This is a genomic window from Hyphomicrobium sp. ghe19 (genome assembly GCF_902712875.1).
Classification (GTDB): Bacteria; Pseudomonadota; Alphaproteobacteria; order Rhizobiales; family Hyphomicrobiaceae; genus Hyphomicrobium_B.
Window position 1 is genome coordinate 3,315,236 of sequence record NZ_LR743509.1, and the last position, 22,000, is coordinate 3,337,235.

14 protein-coding genes are annotated in these 22,000 nt (G+C 58.3%); 3 read left to right on the forward strand and 11 right to left on the reverse strand.

Annotated elements, in window-relative coordinates; translation table 11 throughout:
- Window positions 1-33: 33 nt before the first annotated feature.
- The 4 genes from AACL53_RS15750 to tkt are packed head-to-tail and all read right to left on the reverse strand — an operon-like array spanning window position 34 to window position 8,462.
- Complete coding sequence (locus tag AACL53_RS15750; protein ID WP_339085480.1) at window positions 34-861, reverse strand: Cof-type HAD-IIB family hydrolase; 828 nt, start codon at window positions 859-861, stop codon at window positions 34-36.
- The gene (gene zwf / locus AACL53_RS15755; RefSeq protein ID WP_339085481.1) at window positions 858-3,584 is read right to left on the reverse strand and encodes a glucose-6-phosphate dehydrogenase; all 2,727 of its coding nucleotides are present in this window, start codon (window positions 3,582-3,584) and stop codon (window positions 858-860) included. Before zwf ends, AACL53_RS15750 begins: the two co-directional genes overlap by 4 nt.
- Window positions 3,535-6,363 carry a bifunctional transaldolase/phosoglucose isomerase gene (locus AACL53_RS15760; protein ID WP_339085482.1) on the reverse strand — a complete coding sequence of 943 codons (2,829 nt, stop codon included), beginning with the start codon at window positions 6,361-6,363 and terminating at the stop codon, window positions 3,535-3,537. The genes zwf and AACL53_RS15760 overlap by 50 nt, the downstream gene beginning before the upstream one ends.
- Window positions 6,360-8,462: a transketolase gene (gene tkt, locus AACL53_RS15765; protein WP_339085483.1), complete on the reverse strand. Its 2,103-nt coding sequence runs from the start codon at window positions 8,460-8,462 to the stop codon at window positions 6,360-6,362. Before tkt ends, AACL53_RS15760 begins: the two co-directional genes overlap by 4 nt.
- A 191-nt stretch (window positions 8,463-8,653) precedes the next feature.
- Between tkt and AACL53_RS15770 the strand changes: the two genes are divergently transcribed.
- Together AACL53_RS15770 and AACL53_RS15775 are read left to right on the forward strand one after the other, a co-directional pair.
- The gene (locus AACL53_RS15770) at window positions 8,654-10,834 is read left to right on the forward strand and encodes a glycogen debranching N-terminal domain-containing protein (RefSeq protein WP_339085484.1); all 2,181 of its coding nucleotides are present in this window, start codon (window positions 8,654-8,656) and stop codon (window positions 10,832-10,834) included.
- The gene (locus AACL53_RS15775; protein WP_339085485.1) at window positions 10,821-12,671 is read left to right on the forward strand and encodes a glycoside hydrolase family 15 protein; all 1,851 of its coding nucleotides are present in this window, start codon (window positions 10,821-10,823) and stop codon (window positions 12,669-12,671) included. Before AACL53_RS15770 ends, AACL53_RS15775 begins: the two co-directional genes overlap by 14 nt.
- Before the next feature lie 184 nt (window positions 12,672-12,855).
- Here the strand turns inward: AACL53_RS15775 and AACL53_RS15780 are convergent, their stop codons facing one another.
- From AACL53_RS15780 to AACL53_RS15810, 7 genes are all read right to left on the reverse strand, one after another.
- Window positions 12,856-15,156 carry a Tex family protein gene (locus AACL53_RS15780; protein WP_339085486.1) on the reverse strand — a complete coding sequence of 767 codons (2,301 nt, stop codon included), beginning with the start codon at window positions 15,154-15,156 and terminating at the stop codon, window positions 12,856-12,858.
- 190 nt (window positions 15,157-15,346) lie between these two features.
- The gene (locus AACL53_RS15785) at window positions 15,347-16,438 is read right to left on the reverse strand and encodes a glycosyltransferase (RefSeq protein ID WP_339085487.1); all 1,092 of its coding nucleotides are present in this window, start codon (window positions 16,436-16,438) and stop codon (window positions 15,347-15,349) included.
- Window positions 16,439-16,613: 175 nt separating this feature from the next.
- Window positions 16,614-16,778: a hypothetical protein gene (locus tag AACL53_RS15790; protein ID WP_339085488.1), complete on the reverse strand. Its 165-nt coding sequence runs from the start codon at window positions 16,776-16,778 to the stop codon at window positions 16,614-16,616.
- A gap of 103 nt (window positions 16,779-16,881) precedes the next feature.
- On the reverse strand, window positions 16,882-17,928 hold the full coding sequence (locus AACL53_RS15795; RefSeq protein ID WP_339085489.1) for a cupin domain-containing protein: 1,047 nt from the start codon (window positions 17,926-17,928) through the stop codon (window positions 16,882-16,884).
- A 129-nt stretch (window positions 17,929-18,057) separates the two neighbouring features.
- A complete protein-coding gene (locus AACL53_RS15800; protein WP_339085490.1) occupies window positions 18,058-18,468 on the reverse strand; it encodes a response regulator in 411 nt (136 codons plus the stop codon).
- Window positions 18,469-18,474: 6 nt separating this feature from the next.
- On the reverse strand, window positions 18,475-18,834 hold the full coding sequence (locus tag AACL53_RS15805; protein WP_339085491.1) for a response regulator: 360 nt from the start codon (window positions 18,832-18,834) through the stop codon (window positions 18,475-18,477).
- Window positions 18,835-19,112: 278 nt separating this feature from the next.
- Window positions 19,113-19,403 carry a hypothetical protein gene (locus tag AACL53_RS15810; RefSeq protein WP_339085492.1) on the reverse strand — a complete coding sequence of 97 codons (291 nt, stop codon included), beginning with the start codon at window positions 19,401-19,403 and terminating at the stop codon, window positions 19,113-19,115.
- A 240-nt stretch (window positions 19,404-19,643) separates the two neighbouring features.
- Between AACL53_RS15810 and AACL53_RS15815 the strand changes: the two genes are divergently transcribed.
- Entirely contained in the window at window positions 19,644-21,977 is a 2,334-nt protein-coding gene (locus AACL53_RS15815) for a PAS domain S-box protein (protein ID WP_339085493.1), read from the forward strand.
- Window positions 21,978-22,000 lie beyond the last annotated feature (23 nt).

The window sequence follows — 22,000 nt, forward strand, 5'->3', positions numbered from 1 at the left end:
GATACTCGCTATGTATCTTGGCTGCGAAGCCGATCATTGAACTCCTGTTTGAGCCAAGACATATCGACTTACAGCTTTAGCGAACCCGTCGTTTTCGTTGCTGTCGGTGACGGCATCCGCCTTGCCCTTCACGTCGTCACTCGCTTGGCCCATCGCAATCGAATAGCCGCTTTCGTTGAACATCGGGATGTCGTTCGGCATATCGCCAATCGTTGCGATCTCTTCCGCCGGAATCCCAAGAAGCCTCGACAGCGCTTTCACCACCGCTCCTTTGTTGGCTTGATAAGGCGTGATGTCGAGATAATAGGCTTGGGAGTGCGCGACGCTCGCGTCTCGTCCCAAATCATCCGCGAGAGCGCGTTCGCTGTCCGTGATGAGCTTAGGATCGTCGGACACACCGACTATTTTGGCGGCGTGCGCAAGATGATCGGCAGTAAAAGAGCTGACGACTTTCGGCCGGAATTTCACGGTGTTCGTCTCGCGTTCGACATGCGGAGCGAGGCGGTCCCGGATCAGCCACTCGTCCTCGGTGTAAACCCAGACGTCCGTTCCCCGGTCAACGAGAAATTGAAGCGTATGCGCAGCCACCTTCGGCGGGAGGAGATGGGCCTCGATTACCGAGAGATCCGGCTTCACGAATATGCCGCCGTTGAACGCAGCTATTGGTGTCCGAAGCGCGAGAGGCGCGACGAGCATGGCCATTCCGCGGGGCGGCCGGCCACTCGTGATCGCGAAGGTGATGCCCGCATCATCGAGATCGCGAACGGCACGCTTAGCCGCTTCCGTCAAAACCTTCTCGGTTGTCACGAGCGTGCCGTCGACATCGGCAAGCAGCAGACGTATGACGCGGTTCCCGCTCATCTTTTGCATTTCGCTGGTTGATCGATCGGACGCCAGGCGCGATTGCCATCGCGTGCCAACAACTCGTCGGCAGCAACGGGGCCGTTGCTGCCGGATGGATAGGTGGGAATATCCGCTTGTTTCTTGCTCCACTCATCGAGCACAGGCTGGACGATGCGCCAGCTATCCTCGATCATGTCTGCGCGCATGAAGAGCGTTTGATCGCCAATCATCACGTCATAGAGCAGCGTCTCGTAGCCGACGTTCGGCTCCTTCGAAAACCACTCGTTGTAGCAAAAATCCATCTTGACCGCTGCGAGATCGACGACAGGCCCGCGAGGCTTGACTTCAAATTGCAGCGAAATGCTTTCCTCCGGCGCGATGCTCAACACCAGCCAATTGGGGCGCAGCGCCTCGACAGGCGTATTCTGGAAAGCCGTATAAGGCGCCGGCTTGAAGCAAATGGCGATTTCCGTCATGCGCGCGACCAGATGCTTTCCTGTGCGAATGAAGAACGGAACGCCGGCCCACCGCCAATTGTCGATTTCGACCTTCAATGCGGCGTACGTTTCGACATTCGACTCCGGCGCAACGCTCGGTTCCTGCCGATATCCGTTCACCGACTTGCCGAGCACTGTGCCGGCGGTGTATTGGCCGCGCACTGGACATTTGGGATCGATCGCAGGGATGGCGGCAAGAACGTCAGCCTTCATATTGCGAATAGAGGCCGCATCGAAACCCACCGGCGGTTCCATGGCCACCATCGATAAGAGCGAGAATGCGTGGTTCGGAATCATGTCGCGAAGTGCGCCGGTCGCTTCATAAAAGGCACCGCGTTTTTCCACGCCCAACGTCTCGGCTGCCGTGATCTGCACGTGATCGATGCGGTCGCGGTTCCAGATCGGCTCGAAGATCCCATTGCCGAAGCGGAAGGCCATGATGCTTTGAACGGTATCCTTTCCGAGGAAGTGATCGATCCGGTAGATCTGGTCCTCCTGCAAAGTTCTGCGGATGCGCGTGTTGAGCTCGCGCGCCGAGTCGAGGCTATGGCCGAACGGCTTTTCGATAACGACCCGACGCCAACGGCTTCGTTTGCCGTCACGATCCTCGGACTGCTCCGCGAGCCCCGCCTTGCCGAGTTGATCCACCGTCGGACCGAATAGTTGGTCCGCCACCGCAAGGTAAAAGATCGCGTTCCCATGTGTGTGGTGGGTTTTTTCGACTTTCTCGAGTTCGCGACGAAGGCCGGCGTACATCTCCGGATCGTTCAGATCACCCTGCAAATATGAGATCGACCCTGAGAGGCGTTTCCACGCCGCCTCATCGACACGATCGATTTCGAACTCCCCGGCCGGATCCCCGACAAAATGTTTGAGCATGCCGTAGAGTTCGTCGCGCCAGCTTTCGGCAGTCATTTCCTTTCGCGCCACGCCTATCAAGGCAAAATGCTCCGGGAGCAATCCGGTCCGAGCCAAATTATACAACGCGGGGACGATCAACCGCTTCGTCAGGTCACCCGAGGCGCCAAAAATCACCATCGCGCACGGATCAGCCGGTTTCGGCTTCCGATACGGCGGGCACTTGATGAGTGCGGATGTTTGAGAAGGCCGGACGAGCGTGTCGACTGTCATTTTGTACTCTGCCGCGTTTTGTGCCGTTGGATGACCTTCTGGTGCATGAGCTTCAGGCTCGCTGCCTTCGATGTGTCCACCAAACCCGAGACGCATGGCCGACAGCATTTTCTCGGCGAAGGTGTGCTCCTGCCGTGAGCGGAAACGCGTGTAGAGCGCGCTCGAAAGGACTTCGGCCGGCACCGACTGCTCGATTGCCGCCTCGATGGTCCAGCGGCCTTCGCCGGAATCCTGGACGAATCCCGAAAAGCTTTTGAGTTGCGGATCCTTCGCTAAGGCGGCTGCGCTGAGGTCCAAAAGCCAGGAGGATATGACGCTGCCGCGACGCCAAACTTCCGCGATATCCGAAATGTTAAGCGTGAACCGTTCCTCTTCGGGCAGCTCGGCCGAGTTCTTGCTTCGCAGGATATCGAAACCTTCGGCATAGGCCTGCATCAGCCCGTATTCGATGCCATTGTGGATCATCTTGACGAAATGCCCGGCCCCCGCAGGCCCAGCGTGGATGTAGCCGCGCTCGGCGCGCTGATCGTATTTGGCTCGGCCAGGAGTCTTCGTGATGCTGCCCGATCCGGGAGCGAGTGCTGCAAAAATCGGATCTAGGTGCTCGACGGCTTCCTTCGGACCTCCGATCATCAGGCAATAGCCACGATCCAAGCCCCACACGCCGCCCGAAGTCCCGCAGTCTACATAATGGATGCCGCGCTCGGCCAATCGCCTCGCGCGCCTGATATCGTCCTTATAAAATGAATTGCCGCCGTCGATGATGATGTCGCCGGACGCGAGAATCCGCGCGAAATGCTCGACTGTCTCTTCCGTGATCCGCCCTGCCGGCAACATGATCCAGACAGCGCGTGGCTTGCTGGTCAGCGCTGCGGCGACGTCCTCCAGCGATGCTACATCCTTGGCGCCCTCACGCGCGAGCGCGTCTCGCGCTTTGGAGTCGACATCGAATACGATGCATCGATGGCCAGCCTTCATCAGCCGGCGTGCGATATTGCCGCCCATGCGGCCGAGGCCAATAACGCCGATCTCCATGACCACAAACTCCATTTGAATTGCCGGTTCAGGCGAGCGCTTCGGCCACGGCTCGCTCCAACTCGGCCAGACCGGCATCGACATCTTTCAGATGAATTCGCAAGGCGCGGCGGCCGCGCTCGACGAGAACATCGAGATCGCCCTGCGCCTGCGCGGCTTTGACGACGCCGAAACTCAAACGGTGACCCGGTATCTCGATATCTTCGGGATCGTCGGTCGTAATCTGCATGAAGACGCCGATGTTCGGTCCGCCCTTGTAGGCTTGGCCTGTCGAATGCTGAAAACGCGGCCCAAAGCCAAGACAGGTCGCAGCATGAGTTTTGTCGCGAATGCTTTCGCGCATCGCACTCATAGCTTTCGTGTGGGCTTTGTTCCGCTCGATATAGGCGAGAAGGGCCACATAATCGTTCGGTTCGACGCGATCGAAATAGCTCTTCAATATGCCTTGAAGGGTATTGTGGCGGCCGAGCGCAGACGCATTATTCGGATCCGCATAGACGGCAATTCCGTCCTCTCGAAAAAGCGGATGCTCGTCGGGCCACTTATGTGTTTTCTCGTATGTTTTGGTCAGCGCCGCCGTCTTGACCTTGCTCGCCTCGACGTCCGGTTGATCGAACGGATTGATACCGATAACCGCACCGGCCACCGCGGTTGCGATTTCCCAGCGGAAGAATTCCTGGCCGAGATGCCAGATGTCTTTGACCGTGATCCGTGCAACGGGATGACCGGCCTTTTCCAACGCCGATATCGCTTCGCGCTGATACGTATCGGCCATTCCCTCGAGCTCGACGTAAACGAAAAACCGATCGGCGCTGTACTTGTCCGGCGTGCCGAGCGGCTCGTCCGTGAGCGGGATAAGTCCCCGTCCGTTTTTGCCGGTACTCTCGGCGAGGAGTTGTTCGAGCCAGGCGCCAAGATCATCGATCTTCGGCGACGCGACGATCGTCACCTTGTTGCAGCCGAATGAGGCTGCCGCAACGCCGAGCGCAATGCCAAGTTCGACGCCGGGATTCGCGGCCGGCGGAACATCAGGACCGCACGATCGCTCCATGACCGATGCCGTTTCAAGCAGGCGCTTGATATCTACGCCCATGAGAGCGGCAGGAACGAGCCCAAAATTCGACAGCACCGAATAGCGCCCGCCGATTCCCGGCAAGCCATAAAAGATGTGACGGAAGCCCGATCGCTTCGCGCGTTTCTCCAGCGAGGAGCCCGGATCCGTCACGGCGACGAAATGCTCTCCGGCGCGATCTCTGCCCACCGACGCGCTGACCCGCGCGAAGAAATAGTCGAGGAGAATATTGGGCTCGACTGTGCTTCCTGACTTCGACGAAACGATAAAGATCGTCTTGTCCAACTGCACCCCTTCTTCGATCGTGTGGATTTGAGCGGGATCAGTGCTGTCCAAGACATGCAGAAGCGGCCACCCCGATTGGCGGCCGAACGTCTCGGCGATCACCTCGGGTCCGAGACTGGAACCTCCCATTCCCAGAAGAACAGCATCCCCGAAGCCTTCTCGTCTCACGTTGTTTGCGAAAGCTTCCAGTGCGCCAACGTCTCGAAGCTCGCGATCGACGATTTGCAGCCACCCGACCCATTTTTCTTCGCCTTTGTTGGTCCAAAGCGCGGCATCGCCGGACCAAAGAGACCTTACAAGTCCCTTCCTGCGCCAATCGTCTCGCTCCCGATCGATGGCGGCCTGCAGCTCGGGGAAGCCAGTGGAGATTTTTTGGCCAATGTGATCGCCTTCCATGAAAGCGAGGCGCCTTCGCGCAATGGCTCCGCAAAGCTTGTCGAAGGCGTCGGCAAACTGCTGCACCCCATCGACAACCAGCTGATCCGTGATGTCCTTGAGGGAAATCCCTTGTTTGCCGAGCGTCTCAAGAACTAAACGGGCGTCGGCAAGGCGATCTTCGATGGGGTCCGCCTTCGCCTCACCGTGATCGCGGAATGCATCCATCGTCGCGGGTGGCATCGTGTCGACCGTATCGCGTCCGATCAAAGCCTCGACGTAAAGAGTGTCTTTGTGGGCGGGATTTTTTGTGCTCGTCGAAGCCCACAGCAAACGCTGGGTTTTGGCTCCGGCTCCTGCGAGCCGGTGCCAACGCTCGCTTGAGAAGATCGCATTGTATCGTTCGTACGCGAGCTTCGCATTGGCGATCGCCACTTTGCCGCGCAATGAATCTGTGATTTTTTTGTCCGGGAGAGCATCCAATTTTTTGTCCGCGGCGATATCGATGCGGCTCACGAAAAAGCTTGCAACACTTGCGACGTGCGAGACGTCACCGCCCGCCTTCGAGAAATTTTCGAGGCCCGCGACATATGCTTCCGCAACCTCCTCGTAGACGGCGATCGAGAAAAGCAACGTGATATTGATATTGATGCCGGCGCCGATCAGCTCACGTATGGCAGGGATTCCTGCCGGCGAGCCAGGGACCTTCACCATCAAATTCGGGCGATCGACCGCTGCCCAAAGCCTCTTCGCTTCGGCGAGGGTCGCCTCGGTATCGTTCGCGATATAGGGCGAGCATTCGAGGCTGACATAGCCATCGCGGCCACCCGACCGATCATATACGGGGCGTAAAATGTCCGCCGCGTCACGAATATCGGCCAGCGCCAAATGCTCGTAGATGTCAATGACGCGATGATCGCCGCGCAACTGGAATTGCTTCAGCGCACTGGCGTACACATCGGTCTCGGCAATGGCCTTTTCGAAAATCGACGGATTCGACGTGATGCCCTTCAAGCCGTCGCGTTCGATAAGCGAGCGAATTTTTCCGCTCGTGATGAGGTCGCGCCTCAAATCATCCAGCCAGATCGACTGGCCGAAGCTTTCGAGTTGTTTCAGCCTGTTCACTTCGCGCTCCCTTCCATCAGGGCCATCTGATGTTTGGCTGCGGCGACAACGGCTTCTACGGTGAAGCCGAACTTTCGCATGACATCTTTGATCGGCGCCGACGCACCGAACGTGCGCATTCCGATCCGCGCGCCATCGACGCCGACATACCGATCCCAGCCGATCACCGAGCCTGCTTCGACGGAAACGCGCGCCTTGACGCCTCGAGGCAAGACGCTCTCGCGATACTCGGCGTCCTGTTCTTCGAACAGCTCCCAAGACGGCATGCTGACGAGGCGTGCGGCAACGCCCTTCCGCTTCAACTCTTCGAACGCTTCCGCGCAGATCGAGACCTCGCTTCCGGTGCCAATCAGGATCACGGCTGGAGTGCCCTGCTTGGCATCCGCCATCACATAGGCGCCGCGCGCAACACCCGTCGCGGGAGCAAACTTCTTGCGATCGAAGGTCGGCAGAGGCTGGCGGCTAAGAGCGAGGCACGCGGGGTTCTTCTTCAGCTGCATCATTACGCGCCAGGCCTCGACCGTTTCGTTCGCGTCGGCGGGTCGCAATGTGATGAGCCCTGGAATGCCACGCAGAGCCAGCAGCTGTTCGATGGGCTGATGTGTCGGGCCATCTTCGCCGAGCCCGATCGAGTCGTGCGTGAAGACGTATATCGCCGGAATCTCCATCAACGCGCTCAAACGAATGGACGCTTTCATGTAGTCGGAAAAATTGAGAAAGGTGGACCCGTAGGCTCGCACACCGCTGAGCACGAGGCCGTTGACGATGGCGCCCATTGCATGTTCGCGAATACCAAAATGCAAATTGCGCGCGCCGTAGTTGTTTGCCTCGACGTCACCACCGCCATCGATGTTGGTTTTCGTCGACGGAGCAAGGTCAGCAGCGCCGCCGATGAAGAGCGGATCGTGCGCGGCGATCGCGTTTAGGGCTTTGCCTCCGGAGGCTCGCGTCGCAAGGCCTTTGGCGTCCGCAGGAAAGCTCGGCAGAGCCGCATCCCATCCTTGCGGCAAGCCCTTGGATTCGAGCAGGTCGAATTCCGCAGAGAGACCGGGACACTTGGATCTGAAGTCTTTAAGACTCTTGTTCCAAGCTTGCCAAGCTTGTTTGCCGCCTGCGCCGATACCGGTCTCGAAATGCTTCGTGACGCCATCCGGGACAAGGAACATTGCATCCTCTGGCCAACCGTAGCTGCGTTTTGCCAGACGAACTTCTTCCTCGCCCAACGGTTCGCCATGCGCTGCGCTCGTGTCGTGCTTGTGCGGAGCGCCATAGCCGATGTGGCTGTCGGCGATAATCAACGACGGAACATCGGGCGTATCGCGGAATTTCGTCAGCGCCTCGGCAAGTCTTTCGGTATCGTTGACATCGCCTACGTGGTCGACGTTCCAACCATAGCTGAGAAAGCGGTCGCCCACGTTTTCACTAAAAGCGAGGTCCGTGTGGCCTTCGATGGTCACGCGATTGTTGTCATAGATCCAGCAGAGATTGCCGAGCATCAGATGACCGGCGAACGAGGCCGCTTCGCTCGCGACGCCCTCCATCATATCGCCATCGCCGCAGACGGCGAAAACGTTGTAGTCGAATAAGGTGAGGCCGGGCTGATTGAACTTCTTTGCCAGCCATTTCCCGGCGAGAGCCATTCCCACACTCATGCCGCAGCCCTGCCCGAGCGGCCCGGTCGTCGCTTCGACGCCGGTGGTGCGGCCATACTCTGGGTGTCCCGGGCATTTGCTGTCGAGCTGGCGGAACGCTTTGATATCTTCCAATGTGACAGCTAGGCCGTTCGGTCTACCTTCTTTGGCGTTCCGCTCTCTGACTCCTGCAAGATGCAGAATGGAGTACAGGAGCATCGAGGCATGGCCGTTCGATAAAACAAAGCGGTCGCGATTGGGCCAATACGGATTATCGGGATCGAAGCGCAGAAAGCGCTGCCAAAGAGTATAAACGAGGGGCGCCAGAGCCATTGGCGTGCCGGGATGACCGGAGTTCGCCTTCTGCACGGCGTCCATGGATAACGTGCGGATGGTATTGATGCACACGTCATCGATATTCAGCTCACGTTGCAAAACTTGCGGTTTTGTTGCGGTGCCGCGGCTCATCGGGCAGATCCAGAAGACTAATCGTCGAATGGCGGCAGCTGGAGCGAGTTGGAAAACACCTTACGAACAGGGCCGCCACGACAGCCGCCACAATGATCGACGTCGAGGGGGAAACGGATCGGCGCTCAACTCGTTCCGCAACAGATGTGGCGACTTTCAAAAAGCCACAACCTCTCTCCCTGGCTTCATCGATGTCGTTCAAAGTACAGGTCGGTCCGGCTCAAATTGCCATTCATCAGGGGCAGACGGTTTTCGTTACGCGTCCCGATGGCCAAGTGAAATCTCCCGGCAACCACGGGCTCTATTTTCGCGACACCCGGCTCATCAGCACTTGGGCGATTTATGTAAACGGTGAGAAATGGGATCTACTGAACGGCGGCGCCGTGGCCTCGAACGCCGCACGTATCCACGCGACAAACCCCAGCTTCATGACCGAAGACGGGCCAATCGCCGCCCGAACCTTGGGTTTACTCATCGGCCGCCATATCGAAGGAGGAATGCACGAAGACATCTACGTCTCGAACAGCGGGCTCGGAGCCGTCCGTTTCAATTTGGAAATCGCCACTCGCGCGGATTTTGCCGACATCTTCGAAGTGAAAGCAAACGCCGTCGTCCGTCGCGGCTCTATAACGACGACGTGGTCGCCACAGAGACAGATGGTTCACGATAGTTACCGGAATAAAGATTTCCATCGCGAAATTATCGTGCGAGCGGACGCCGGCGACGGTGAACATGCCGTCTACGCCAATGGCCGCCTGACTTTCGAGATCGCGCTCAAGCCGGGCGAGGTTTGGCATCGCTGTCTGTACTACGAATTCATTGACGGGAAAGAACGTGTTCTGGCGCCGCGCGGGTGCATCGACACAAGCGGCGAGGAGCGACACTCGCAGAAAATTTCGGAATGGCAAACCACGGTTCTCAAAATCGTGACCAGCAACGAGGAATTCTACCGCAACTTCAATCAAGGCGTACTCGATATGGCCGCGCTGCGGTTGCCGCTCAAGGGAACGAGCGGAATGGTATTCGTTCCCGCGGCGGGCCTGCCTTGGTTCCTGGCTTTGTTCGGCCGCGATACGTTGATCGCTTCGCTGCAGACCATGATCGTCTATCCGGAATTCGCAGAAGGGACGCTCGACGTCCTGGCGCAATACCAAGCGCATGAACGTGACGATTACCGTGACGCCGAGCCAGGGAAAATTCTGCACGAGCTTCGTTACGGCGAGCTCGCCCATTTCCGCCAAATTCCGCACACGCCGTATTATGGCACTGCCGACGCCACGCCGTTATATCTCGTCGCGCTGCACGCCGCCTGGCGCGCGACCGGCGACGCGGATCTTATCGAGCGGCTTCTCCCCACCGCAGAAGCCTGCCTCGACTGGATCGATAAATACGGCGATCGCGATGGCGATGGATTTCAGGAATATCAGACGCGGTCGCCCGCCGGTTACGAGAACATGGGCTGGAAGGACGCAGGAAATTCGATCGTCTATCCCGACGGCGCGCTGGTCGACGGACCAAAAGCGCTGTGCGAATTGCAAGGCTATGTTTACGACGCATGGCTCCGCATGGCCGAGATCTATGAAGCATTTGATAACAAACGGCGGGCCGGTGCCTTACGCCGAAAAGCGGCGCACCTGTTTGAAAAGTTCAACGAAGACTTCTGGGATGAGGAGTCGGGCTTCTATGCTCTCGCGCTCGACGGCGCGAAGAAGAAGGTCCTGACGGTCGCTTCCAACGTCGGACACTGTCTCTGGTCCGGCATCATCGCGCCGGAGCGAGCAGATCAGGTCGTGAAACGTTTGATGCGTAAGGACATGCTTTCGGGCTGGGGCATCCGCACGCTATCGGCAGATCATCCCGCGTTCAACCCATACGATTACCAGACAGGCGCCGTCTGGCCGCATGATAATTCCCTCATCGCACTCGGCATGAAACGATACGGCTTTCCGCGCGAAGCCGCCCTCGTCGCACGGGAACTGAGCGGCGCGGCGAGCCATTTCCTTCTGAACCAACTTCCAGAGCTCTATGGTGGATTGCAGCGCGAGGAGGACGGCTTCCCAATTCAATATCTCGGTGCCAATGTTCCGCAAGCCTGGGCGGCGGGCACGCCGTTTCTGCTACTTCAAGCGCTTTTGGGACTGCAGCAGGATGCTCCTCGCGGCAAAATTTACGTCGATCCCGTATTGCCCGATTGGTTGCCCGATATCACGCTGAGGGACCTCCGGCTTGGCCGAGCGCGGTTCGATATCCACTTCTGGCGAGATGGAAAAGAGACCCTGTTCGAGGTGCTCAAGGGGGATGCCGCAGCCGTTGAAAGGGCTGCGCTCGCCACACCCGCATCCGCTGGAGGCGTGGATCATGTCCCAACCTGATCGACTGTGGATCGAAGATTACGCGCTAATCAGCGATTGCCAATCTGCCGCTCTGGTCGGACGCAACGGTTCCATCGATTGGCTATGCTGGCCCCGTTTCGACTCCAGCGCGTGCTTTGCCGCTCTCTTGGGAAACCCCGAACACGGGCGATGGCTCATCGCGCCGAAAGCATCTGCCAAGCGGATCACGCGCCGGTACATCGACAACTCTTTGGTCCTGGTCACGACATTCGAAACGGCGAGTGGGACCGCAGAACTGATCGATTTCATGCCACCGCACGACGAGAGCGCGGATCTGGTCCGCATCGTTCGCGGTGTCGAAGGGCATGTCCCGCTGCATATGGAGTTGATTATTCGCTTCGAATACGGCGCGTTCGTCCCTTGGGTCGAACGTTTCGACGAGAGCCTCCGCGCGATTGCCGGTCCCGATATGGTCATTTTGCGCGCGCCTGTGGATTTGCGTGGCGAGGATCTGACGACCGTCGCGGATTTTCACGTTTCAGCCGGTGAAAATGTGCCCTTCGTTTTGAGTTACGGTCCCTCACAACGCAAGCCGCCCGAAGGTGTGGACCCGGAGGCCGCGCTCAAAAGCACAGAAGCATATTGGCGCGACTGGTCCGGCCATTGCGTTTCGGCTGGACGTTGGACACCCCTCGTCAAACGCTCGCTGTGCGTATTGAAAGGCCTGACCTACGCTCCAACCGGTGGCATCGTTGCTGCCCCCACGACGTCACTGCCGGAGCTAGAGGACGGCGTCCGGAACTGGGACTATCGATACTGCTGGCTGCGCGACGCGACGTTGACTCTGCTCGCTCTTGGAAGCGCGGGCTACTACGAAGAAGCGCGCGACTGGCGTGATTGGCTTGTTCGGGCCATTGCAGGCAGCCCGGACCAACTGCAGATCATGTACGGGATCAATGGCAAGCGTCGTCTGCAGGAATGGGTGGTCGAATGGCTGCCTGGATTCCGGGGCGCACGACCAGTCCGGGTCGGAAACGCCGCCGCCACTCAACTCCAGCTCGACGTTTACGGCGAGATTACCGACGCCATGTACCAAGCGCGCGCACACGGGTTGCCCCCTGCGGATCGTTGGCATGCAATCTCTCTCGCGCTCCTAGATCACCTCGAAACGGCCTGGCGCCAGCCCGACGAGGGGATTTGGGAAGTGCGAGGGCCGCCACAGCACTTCGTTCATTCGAAAGTTCTGACATGGGTCGCGTTCGACCGTATGGTGAGGTGGGCCGAGGGGCACGCCGAAGAGGCGCCGCTGGATCGGTGGCGCTCGTTACGCGACGAAATTCACAACGACGTCTGTTGCAACGGCTTCGACACCGAGCTGAACAGTTTTGCGCAGGCCTATGGCTCGAAGTTTCTCGATGCGAGCCTGTTGCTACTCCCCATCGTCGGCTTCCTGCCGCCGTCCGACCCACGAATACTGGGCACCGTCAAAGCGATCGAGCGCCGTCTTCTGCGCAATGGATTGGTCTACCGCTACGCGACGACCGAGACTGAAGATGGTTTGCCACCCGGCGAAGGAGCGTTCCTTGCATGCAGTTTCTGGTTTGTAGACAATCTTGTCCTGCAGGGTCGCATTGACGAAGGCGAAGCCATGTTCGAACGCCTCGTCTCACTCTGCAACGACGTCGGACTTCTCGCCGAAGAATATGATCCCGTCTCGAAGCATCAGATGGGCAATTTTCCGCAGGCCTTCAGCCACGTCTCCCTCATCAATTCTGCCTACAATCTCACGCTCTACAAGGGCATGTCCGAAGAATGCTCGGAGTGGAACTCACGACGGGCGACAATGCGGCGTGGCGGCTCATCGACTGGGTGTTGAAAGTTTCACTCACAATACGCTTGGAACTTTCTCAATTGCGATGGGGCCGCTTCGCGTTAGGATAGATGGTCATATCGCGAAGCACGCAGCGAAGGCTTTCGAGGCATTTATTCTCGAGCACTACAGGAAGTTCGAATTGGGCCAGGGCTGAAGGCCTTAACCGCGAATGGATGCCGCGGTCTCCTCAGCTCTTTCCAGATTCGCGCGCGCGGCGGAGAGCTGCGGCGAGCGCAGATTCCCCCTCGGGGGCTTTCGTGCTTGGCGCCGTAGCGCTTGAACGACGGACGTCAGCACGGAGATCGCGCGGGGGCGACTGGCTCTCGATTGCTCCCGACTTCATCGTCAGCGCCACGCGCTTGCGGTCGACGTCGACGTCCTTCACCCGCACCTTAACGACGTCGCCTGCTTTGACCACCTCGCGCGGATCCTTCACGAACTTGTCGGCGAGCTCCGATATGTGGACCAGGCCGTCCTGATGCACGCCGACATCGACGAAGGCGCCGAACGCCGTCACATTCGTCACCACGCCTTCGAGCATCATGCCTGGACGCAAATCCGCGATTTTTTCGACGCCCTCCTTGAATTCGGCGGTCTTGAACTCGGGACGCGGATCGCGGCCCGGCTTTTCGAGCTCGGCTAAAATGTCCACGACAGTCGGAGTACCGAAACGTTCGTCGGCGAACTGCTTGGGGTCCAGCGATTTCAGAAAGGCGCTGTCGCCAATCATGGCCTTGATAGGCCGCTTCATTTCTTTGGCGATGCGCTCGACGACGTCGTAAGCTTCCGGGTGAACTGCGGAAGCATCGAGCGGGTTGGCGCCATTCGCGATGCGCAAGAAGCCAGCGGCCTGCTCGTATGCCTTCGGTCCCAGGCGCGCGACCTTTTTGATTTCCGTACGTCTCTTGAAGGCGCCGTTCTCATTTCGATGCAAGACGATATTGCTCGCAATCGTTGCGTTCAGTCCGGCAACGCGCGCCAGCAGCGGCGCCGACGCCATGTTGACATCGACACCGACAGAGTTGACGCAATCCTCGACCACAGCATCAAGCGAACGCGCAAGCTCGGTCTGGTTGACGTCGTGCTGATATTGGCCAACGCCGATGGCTTTCGGTTCAATCTTGACGAGTTCCGCCAACGGGTCCTGCAAACGGCGCGCGATCGATACGGCGCCGCGCAGAGAAACATCGAGGTTCGGAAACTCTTGTGCACCGATCTCGGATGCGGAATAGACCGACGCGCCCGCTTCCGAGACCATCACTTTGGTGAGCTTGAGGTCCGGCATTTTCTTCATGAGATCGCCGGCAAGCTTGTCGGTTTCGCGGCTCGCGGTTCCATTGCCGATGGCAATGATATCAACCTTATGTTTGATGCTGAGCGCGGCCATAGCCGCCAGCGCGCCGTTCCAATCATTGCGCGGCTCGTGCGGATAGACGGTCGCGGTATCAAGAACCTTGCCGGTCTGATCGACGACGGCGACCTTGACGCCGGTGCGTATGCCGGGATCAAGCCCCATCGTCACGCGCGCACCGCCCGGAGCCGCCAGCAGGAGATCCTTGAGGTTCGTTTTAAAAACGCCGATGGCGGCGGTGTCGGAGTCTTCCTTTATGCGCGCCAAAAGATCGGCTGCGAGCGAGCCATGCAATCTGGTTTTCCAAGCAAGCTTGGCTGTTTCGATCAGCCATTTGTCGGCCGCGCGATTGCGCTCGGCGATGTTGAACGCGGTCATGATTTTAGCTTCGGCGGGATGCGCCTGCCCCGGCGCCAATTCGACATCAAGATCGAGGCCGAGAAGCCCTTCGTTGCGGCCACGCAAAAGAGCCAACGCGCGATGCGACGGAATCTGGCGGGCGGCCTGACGAAAATCGAAATAATCGGAAAATTTTGCCCCTTCGGTCTCTTTGCCTTTCAGAACTTTCGACGTGACGAGCCCGGTCGACCAAAGCCACTGGCGTAAATCGCCGACGAGTTTGGCGTTCTCTGTCATCCGCTCGATCAGGATGGAACGCGCGCCCTCCAGCGCCGCCTTGCCATCGCTCACGCCCTTATCGACGGCGACGAACTTTTCGGCCTCTTTCGATGGATCGAGCGTGGGATTGGCAATCAGCGCGTCAGCCAGCGGTTCAAGTCCGGCTTCGCGCGCGATCTGAGCTTTGGTTCGCCGCTTCGGCTTGAATGGCGCGTAGAGGTCTTCCAGGTCGACCTTGGTATCGGCCCCGCGGAGTGCGCGTTCGAGCTCCGGCGTCAGCTTGCCTTGCTCGGTGATACTCTTGAGCACAGCCGCGCGCCGGCCTTCGAGTTCGGTCAGGTATCCAAGGCGTTCTTCGAGCTTGCGCAACTGCGTGTCATCGAGGCCGCCGGTCTTCTCTTTGCGATAGCGCGCGATGAACGGCACAGTCGCGCCATCGCCGAGGAGTTCGACGGCTGCCGTTACTTGGGCAACCTGAACGTTAAGCTCTTTGGCGATGCGGGTGTTGATCGAGTCCAAGCAATATCCTCTAGCGCAGTTTGGTTCTGACGATACTCGGCCGGCAGGCGGCACAACGAAGCGCTCGCCCCACTGGTGTGGCCGAATGAAAAAAGTTATAGCACTCAATCGCTCACATCAAAGCAGGCAAGTGATTTTTTGCCGCTTTGGCGCGCTGTTCTGGGAGCTTGCGTGGGCAATCGTCAGCGCGTCATCTCCAAGCAAAAGCCTGAATGAGCTTGTCGCGGATGCGTGGGCCTTGGGAGCCATCGAGAGCGCCCCGAAAGCGGAGAAGGACGTTTCGTGCAACCACAGAAACCTTCTTACGTAAGGGCAGTTCTTTCCAAAGCACTTTGTTTTGGAGCAAAAGGCCCATGCTCCCTTTCGAGGTTCCGATCCTTTTGACAATCCTATAAAGGTCCGTTGAATCTATGCATGAGGCGATAATTGCGGGTTCGCGCGCCAACACCTTCGCGAATTCCTCATTCATAGCGTCGATTTGATGGTCGGAATTCTTAGCGCCATTGATCCGATCGCCTAGAATTTCAAACCGCGAAAAGTTGTTATTGCCGTGAATCCTGTAGAATCCGAGAACCGTCGGGATAACCAACGATCCCCCTACGACGTGCGCGAAGCGCGCGAAATAGTTGTCGGCCGATATTCTGATCATTTCGGGCCGCTCGGGACGGATGAGCTTTATCACTGACGTTCGGAACATCATTCCCGACGTCGCCGACCAAGCCCAATTCCGATATCCCTTTGGAAGCAAAACCGCAGTCGCCGGCTCCCGATCGTGCGAGAGGGGCCAAATTTCGATATCTCCACTTTGCGGCCTCAGAACGAAACTGTTCGAAAGAAAGGGAACCGCACCAGAAATAATTTGGCCGCGAAAATCTATCACCGCCATATTCGAACTCGTAAAGGCGCATCCAGCCGTGGCGTTCAAATGATACCGGACATGCGTTTGTACGAAATCGGGCTTCAGCAGATCGTCGCCATCGACCCAAACAATAAACGGAGCGGTCGAGGCCTCCAAGGCGTCGAGCATTGCAGCCATCTGGCCGCCGTTACTCTTGCGCCGAATGAATTTCGCATTCATTTCGGTCGCGTCGAGAAGCTCTTGGATCTTGTCTGATGTTCCGTCCGAAGAGTGATCGTCAACGACGACAAATTCGATATTTTCGTAAGACTGGTTGAAGGCAGAATTCAGGGCTGCTTCGACATATTGCGCTTGATTGTACGCGCACACGGCGACGGTCACGCGCGGCATCGTGTATAAGCTTCGGTCGACCATGTTCATCATGCGCTCTATCTCGAAGGTGCCTGGGCCGAGCGGCCTTTAACATTCTCTCGATGCGGTTCCTCGGAATATTCGATCGCCGTCAAAATCGCTGTCGGGTTGCATCTTCGAGCAAGCAAAGTCCAGATCGCAGCTCGTCACACCGCGATGCTTCCACTGAATTCGTAGAAAAGGTCGTCTAGACGATGTGGAGCAGTCTCGTTACGGCCCATAGGATAACGACTACTGCGAGGATGCCCAGCCAGATATTTTCGCGCCGGACAAACGCCGCAAGGACCAGCGCAACGCACGCGAGGATCGCGATGACGTCGATTGCTTCGAAATAGTCGGTGAAAAATGTCATGTGAGATTCGCCGCGTTTGCCCATTGATAATTGCATTTACTGCGCATGTCCGATCGTCCGCAAGGCGCGATGATACAGTCATCCACCATCGTGGGGCGATTGATCAAACTGTGCCACGCACGAAGAAGTGCGCGGCCGCGGGGAGCTTTTTGACGTCATCCATCGGAAGGCCGAGATTCGTGGATATAACGTCGGGCGGGTTCGAGCTAATCCACGCGGACAGGTCATTGGCCTGATAGCGACCATTGTTAAATCCGACGAGGACCCTCAATAGGCCGCCTCCGGTATTCTTGATGTAATGGCCCGTCCCCATCGGGGCGTACCCGACATCGCCTTGCTCGAACTCGTTCAAGACGACGCTTCCTTCGGCGAGGAACACCGCCATCTCTGCCGATCCTTCAAGATAGTACTGCCATTCATCGGCGCCCGGATGCCAGTGGAGGTCTCGCATGCCGCCCGGTTCGATTTCGAGGACGGAGCCTGCCATCGTCGCGGAGATCGGGAACTCATCGACTGTCACCGTGCGCTGCGTGCCGCCACCCGGAGAACGCCGCGGCTGCTGCGCCATGAGTGGATAGCGGTGCATGCTCAATAGCGCCGGATCATGACGAGGGGCTGCATATGGAGAGACATCGTTTGGTATCGGGCCGGGTCCTGCAAAATAGACTTCGCCTTTCGGAAGCTTGGCGACGACGTCGGCGCCGACACCGAGGGTCTGGGCGGCGATCGCAGCTGGGGTTCGCGACAACCAGTCGGTTATGCTGAATGTGTGATCTTCGGAGAAATACCCGTTATCGAAGATAAGAATGAAATGGCACTCGCCTGGGCCGAGACATTGAATCGAATGACCGTACCCACGCGGGAAATACCAAACGTCGCCCGGATTGAACGTGTCGATGTATGATGAGCCATCCGGATGCAAGCACGTCGTGCGGACGCTGCCTTTGACGACAAAGCCCCATTCGGCTGCATTGGCGTGCCAATGCAATTCCCGCATACCGCCCGGGGCGAGCCGCATCGAGACTCCCGCAATTCCCTGGCTGACAGGGAATTGCTTTGCGGATGCTTCGCGCGTGCTTCCGCCCGGCTTGACGTGGGTCGCCGGTTCTTTTTCCAAGCGATAGCGGTATACGTTTTTTGGGGTGTCCACGTCCCTTCCTCCGCGCTGTCAAAGGTCCAGCGTCTAGAGACACCGCGTCGGGTTAGTGGATGCTTTAGTTTCGTTGATAAAGTCGAAGCTTCAAGCGATTGCGTGTACCTCGGCCAGCGGTGCAAACCGCTAGCTGGACTCGTCGGCGCTTTGAAGGGCCAACAACCGGCGAATATAGTCTTCGACGGCCTCCGGTTCGTAGGGCTTTGCAAGATGGGGCCCTTCTTCGCAGAGCTTGCCCGCCGCCTTCGCAGCTGTCTTCGGGGAGCCTGCCAAAACTATTTTTGTCTGCGGGCGGTTTTTTCGCGTCCATTGGGAAAGTGCAAACGCGTCGAGGGCTCCTGCCACCTCGGCGTCGCTGAAAAGGACATCGATTGTGGTGTGGTGCTGCAGAACGACGAGAGCCTCGTCGCTGCTCGCTGCCTCAATAACTCGGTATCCGCAATCGCGCAGGTAAGCCGCGATCGGCATCCGAATGAGCACAGCATCCTCAACGACTAATACCGTTGCGGAGATGGGTTTTTTGGCGTCAGGTTTCACGTGGTTTTAACGACCGCGCGAACCACCGTGTTCCGCTTGAGGAAGCAATTGTCGCACCCGGCGCAGCAGTTCATTGACGCGGACCGGCTTCGTGAACCCGCCGTCGAATTCCATGAAGTTCTCGGAATAGAATTCGGCAGAGACGAGCACGATTTTAATGTGAGGGAACTTGGTGCGTATCCAACGGCCCAGAGCCACGCCGTCTATGTTACCCGGCATGCGTATGTCCGTCACCACAAGCCCAATATCATCGCGGCTCGTCAATACGGTCATCGCTTCGTGGCTGTCGGTCGCTTCGACAACTGCGTATCCAGCCTCGCGCAATTCCTCTGCCAGATGCAGCCGGATGAGGATCTCATCCTCCACAACGAGTATCGAACGCTGTGCCAGGCCCTCCCCCTTTCCTACAGGCGCCAGTTCGATTGCCGTTCTCCTTCGCGCGTGACGCTAAATAGCGTGAGGCCAAATCAGTTCCAGGGAATGGTATGTGGCATAGATTAAACCCCGACTATCCGAAGGTCGCAAGGTTGTTGCTCGTACCGTGGGTCGTCAAATTACAGCGACCGGTACGAAGGCAACCGGCCACTGGATCTTTTTGCGTTCAATGCCACCGAGCAAATATCACCGACCATTCTCGTCCTTGATCAATGCGTTGGGGCGTTCCATCGGGACAGCACGGCATCCTTATGACGGAGGACGATATAACGGTCCGGAAATTCAACCGTTGCCGCATGATACGCGGCATAGCCAATGCTGCCGCTGACCGTCGCCGCTAGCACAAGCTCGACGGTCGCTTTTGCCGGATCCCACAACTCGACCCGATAAGGAAGGTCTCGCAAACCGGACGTGCCCGGGGATGAACTTATACGCCCGTCCGGTCCGTCATCCGGGCCACCGGCGGCCGAAAGACGATAGCAGGCTTGTTTCCCCATCATCAGAGGTCGTCCGGGACAATGAGCGGTGGGGAGATCATGAGATTTAACCGGTACTTACTGTATATTCGTGTCTAGCTTGACGCAGCAAAAAGAATTCCCGGCCAGCTCGAGCCTATGGTATATTCCAAAGCTGGAAATCTGTTCAAGACATCCCCGCCGCATATCGAAGTAGTAATAGTCCCGATGTCGTCGCCCGATATTGCCAGACTTCATCAATTTGACCAAGGCCGGCAATTCGAATTGCTGGTTAAGACGCTTAGCGATTATGCGATTTACATGGTCGATCCGGATGGCTTCATCGCCACCTGGAACACCGGTGCCCGCCTGATCAAGGGCTACCAAGAGTCAGAAATCATCGGGCAGCACTTCTCGCGCTTCTTTTCCGACGCCGATCAGCGGCAGGGTCTTCCGCAGAAGATCCTCTCTATCGCGCGCGACGCCGGGCGCTACGAGGCAGAGGGATGGCGCGTCCGCAAGGACGGAAGCCGGTTCTGGGCCCTTTCCGTCATTCAAGCGATCAGGGACGAGGCGGGAACGCTTCTCGGCTTTGGCAAAGTAACTCGCGATATCACCGACAAGTACGAGAGCAACAAAGCTCTCATGGAGAGCGAACAGCGCTTCCATCTGCTCGTTGATAGCGTCGTCGATTACGCGATCTACATGCTGGATCCGAGCGGGGTAATTACCAATTGGAATGCAGGCGCCGCTCGCATCAAGGGCTTCCCCGCCAAAGAGGTCGTGGGCACCCACTTCAGCAGGTTTTACACGAAAGAGGATCGCGCGCGCGGTCTGCCGGCAATCGCGCTTGAGACCGCCCGGTCCGAAGGCAAGTTCGAAACCGAAGGCTGGCGCCTGCGCAAAGACGGCGGCCGCTTCTGGGCTTCGGTCGTCATCGAACCCATTCGCAACGAAGCAGGCGATCTCGTCGGATTTGCCAAAATCACGCGTGACATCACGGAGCGTCGAAGCGCGCAAGAAGCGCTACGCGAGAGCGAGCGGCAGTTTCGCATGCTCGTCTCGGCCGTCATCGATTACGCCCTTTTCATGCTCGACCCGAACGGCGTCATCGTGAGTTGGAATGCGGGTGCCGAAAAGATCAAGGGCTACAGCCCCAAGGAAATTATCGGAAGTCACTTCTCCCGATTTTATACCGAGGAAGATCGATTAGCGGGCGGTCCAGCCCGCGCGATCCATACGGCCGCCCACGAGGGCCGGTTCGAGGGCGAAGGCTGGCGCGTTCGCAAAGACGGCACGAGGTTCTGGGCGAACGTTGTTCTCGATGCCATTCGCGACGAAACTGGCCATCTTATCGGGTTCGCCAAGATCACGCGCGACATCACCGAACGCCGCGATGCGCAAATCGCCCTCCAACGCGCGCAAGAGCAACTGGCTCATGCGCAGAAGATGGAAGCGTTAGGACAGTTGACGGGCGGCATCGCGCACGACTTCAACAATCTGCTGATGATCGTCGGCGGGCAAGCACGCATCCTCAAGTCGAAAGTGACAGAGCCCCGGGGCACCAAGGCGATCGAGAGCATTGAGGCGACCGTCCAACGCGGCGCCTCCCTCACGCGACAGTTGCTCGGCTTTTCGCGTATGCAGCGGCTGGAGCCTCAGCCCGTTTCGCTCTCGGAGCGGCTGCCCGGGCTACAGTCCATGCTCGCCACCTCGCTGCCTGCCAATACGCGTCTCAACGGTGCGGTGCTGCCCGACACTTGGATGGTCATGGCAGACCCGAACGAGCTTGAGCTCGCACTCATGAACCTTGTGCTGAATGCGCGAGATGCGCTGCCTCTGGGCGGCTGCATCACGATTTCGGCTGATAACGTCACGCTCCCGGCGGACGGGAGTTCGGAAGAACCGAAAAGGGAATTCATTGCCCTCAGCGTTTCCGATACGGGCGCGGGCATCCCCAAAGACGTTATCAACAAAGTGTTCGATCCATTTTTCACGACCAAGGCGACCGGCAAGGGGACGGGTCTCGGCCTCTCGCAGGTTTACGGCTTCGCGCACCAATCCGGCGGTACGGTCTCGATCGACAGCGAGGTTGGCGCCGGAACGCGAGTGACGATGTTCCTGCCGCGCGCGTTCCCGGAAGCTCGGAAAGCTGAGGCCGCAAAGGACCAGCCCGGCCCGCGCGGAAAGGCCCGTATTCTCGTCATTGAAGACAATCCCGACGTTACCGAGGTTACGGCCGCGCTCATCATGCAACTCGGTCACACGGTTCAGCTGGCCAGCAATACAAACGACGCGTTGCGCATTCTCGAGCAAGAAGCATTCGATCTTGTTTTCAGCGACATCATGATGCCCGGTGCCATGGATGGATTGGAATTCGCAGAATTCATCCGCCGGACTTGGCCGGGCCTTCCCGTCATACTCGCAAGCGGCTCCAACAAGCGCGTGGAACAGGCGCAGGGCCAGTTCGTCACCTTGCAAAAGCCGTATCAGATCTCGGAACTCGATCGGGCGATCCAGAACTTGTTACAGGCGCGTAGCAAGCAGTTGCAGAATTGGAATTTGGTCGACCTCCAAGACGCCAAGCGGCTCCGCGCCGCGAAGACGGACAAATCATAAATGAACTCGCCTTCGGCACTCTC